Annotated in this window: 1 protein-coding gene; it reads right to left on the bottom strand. The window is 62.4% G+C overall.

What is annotated here, in order from left to right:
* On the bottom strand, window positions 1-2,408 hold a 2,408-nt coding region (locus WEA77_RS11515), incomplete at both ends, for an RHS repeat-associated core domain-containing protein (RefSeq protein WP_368068031.1).

Below are 2,408 nucleotides of genomic sequence, written 5' to 3'. Positions count from 1 at the left end.
GGAGGCAGAGTTTGCGGATTTTATGGAGACCCCGATGCCGAAGCCCAATACGGAAAAACGAACATCAAATCCTGAAGTGATTGCCAATCGCCCCTCCGGATCCGCCGCATTCAGCGGATCATTCCGGACATACGCGTATAGGTTCATCTGATCCGCATACCCGACCGGATCGGTCTGCAGGAACCTACCCAGCGCGGGATCGTAGGCCCGCGCCTTGTAGTGATAAAGCGACACTTCCGGCAGCGCGATCTGTCCCGTGTACCGGAACCGGCTACCGGCCCAGGTGTTCGGCTCGCCGTACGGCCCATAGGTATGCCGCGTCGTGCTCGCCCCGTTCGCCGCCACAATGCTGCCCTGCCGGTCTGCGATAAGGTAGCGCTTGTCGGTGAGACCAGAGCCCTCATACCAGACCAGCGGCTCGTCTACCCCGGGCCCATGCACGTACCGGCGCAGAAGCGTGCCCGCGCCGTTATACTCCGCCAGCAGAGCATTGCCGCCATAAAGGAACTGAGTGGTGCTGCCCCCAGATACCGTCTGCCGCAACCTTCCGCCCGGATCATACGTTAGGGTCATCGCGGCTGAACCAGAAACGCTCGTCAGCCGGTTCTCGAAGTCATACCCGAACGTGCGGGACCCATCCGAGGTCAGGTTGCCCCGGAGATCGTAGCTGAACCCCGTTCCAGAAACCGCCGTATACTGATTGAGCCCGTTGCGCGTATAGCTCTTGCTCGCGGCGCCCGCAGCCCAGGTGTAGAGATCATTCGTCGCCGTGCGCTGCGACACCTGGCTCGCAGCCGTATAGCTGTAGCCCCAGGTCTGGTCGTCTGCCGTGCCGGTAAGGTCGAGGCCGAGCCCCGTCAGGCGCGAGGCGAGGTCATAGCTGAACGCCGAGACCGCGCCATTGCCCCGCGTAAGCGTCGCCCGCCGGCCGAGCGCATCATAATTGTAGTCCGCAAGGGTCGTCGTCCCGCTTTCGCGGACCAGATCTACACGGTTCAACGCGTCATATGTGTACGTGACATATTGGCTGTCCGGCCAGGTGATCCGTATTCGGTTCGAGGCGCCATCATACTGATAACTCAGCGTCCGGCTCGTACCAATCGTCGACCGCTCCGTCAGCATCCGTCCGGCGGCATCGTACGTGTAGATCAGCCCCTGTCCGCTGGTGGAGACAAACCGTGACGACAGGGCCCGTCCGGCGAGATCGTAGGCCGTGTACACATCTGCAGCCGTCCCGCCGGGGATGTCCTTCACTGTCTGTCTGTTCAGCACATCGAACGTGAAGTTGATCGACTGCCCCGAGCGCAGCCTCAGGCTCGTCCGATTGCCGTTCGCGTCATAGCCGTAGCCTTCAAAATCCGGAGCCGTTCCGACGCTCGAACAGGTTAGAGCATTTTCGGCGATGCCGCCTGTATTGGCTGCATTGGCGCCAAGCGTCGATACCGGGAAGTACAACCGGCACATCCGGTCGAACCCGTCATAGACGTAGACGGACCGGTTATTGTTCGCGTCCCGCACCGAAGCCTGCTGGCCGTTGGGGGTATAGGTATAGCGCGCATAGTCCTGCTGCAGCGGCGTACCATAGGCCCGAATGATCCGGGTCAGCTGGCTCGCCGCGTCGTACTCGTTGCGCGTGATACGGCTCACCGGGTCGGTTACGTCCAGAACCCTGTCCAGCGCGTCATACGTCGTCGTGGTCGTGTTGCCGGCGCCGTTGACGACCGTCGCGACCTGGCTCGTCGGCGTATAGGTCTTCTCCTCCAGCGTCTGCCAGGTGGACACGTTCGTTCCCGAGAAGGCCGTCCCGCCCTCGGTCTTCGTCACACGCCCGAGCAAGTCGTAGGTCGTGCGGCTGGCGGCCAGGAGCACGGCTCCGCTGCCGCCATTGTGGTTCTTGACGACCGTTGGCCGGCGCGCGGCATCATAAGTTGTGGTCGTGGCATTGCTGCGCGGATCGACCGCCGTCACGATGTCGCCCCAGCTGTCCGGCGTGAACGTTGAGACAAGATTCAGAGCCGGCCCGCCGATCGCCGCCGTCGCCACCGTGGTCACGGTCCGGTCCCCGAACCCGTTATATCCATGCGTCGTCGTGCGCCCGGTCGGATCGACCTCGGACGTGACAAGGCCGATCGCATTATACCCGAACGAATAGGTCGGGCTCGATCCGCCCACGGCGGGCCGAACCGCCGTCGCCAGCTGGCCGGCGCCGTTCCCGGACGGATGATAGGTGAAAGTGGCCGTGTTGTTCCTGCCGTCTGTCAGGCTCGCGATCTTGTTCCAGGTCGTATTGTATGCCGCGCTGATGGTAATGGGCGACAAGCCTGAGCCGGGTTTGGGATTGCGCGTCAGGCCCGTGACATTGTCGAATATATCATAAGCAAAGACATCGTTGTCGCCTTCCGGGTATA

Origin of the sequence: Hyphomonas sp. (assembly GCF_040882205.1) — a bacterium.
In the GTDB taxonomy this organism is placed as follows: domain Bacteria; phylum Pseudomonadota; class Alphaproteobacteria; order Caulobacterales; family Hyphomonadaceae; genus Hyphomonas.
This window is presented reverse-complemented; position numbering and strand designations above follow the sequence as displayed.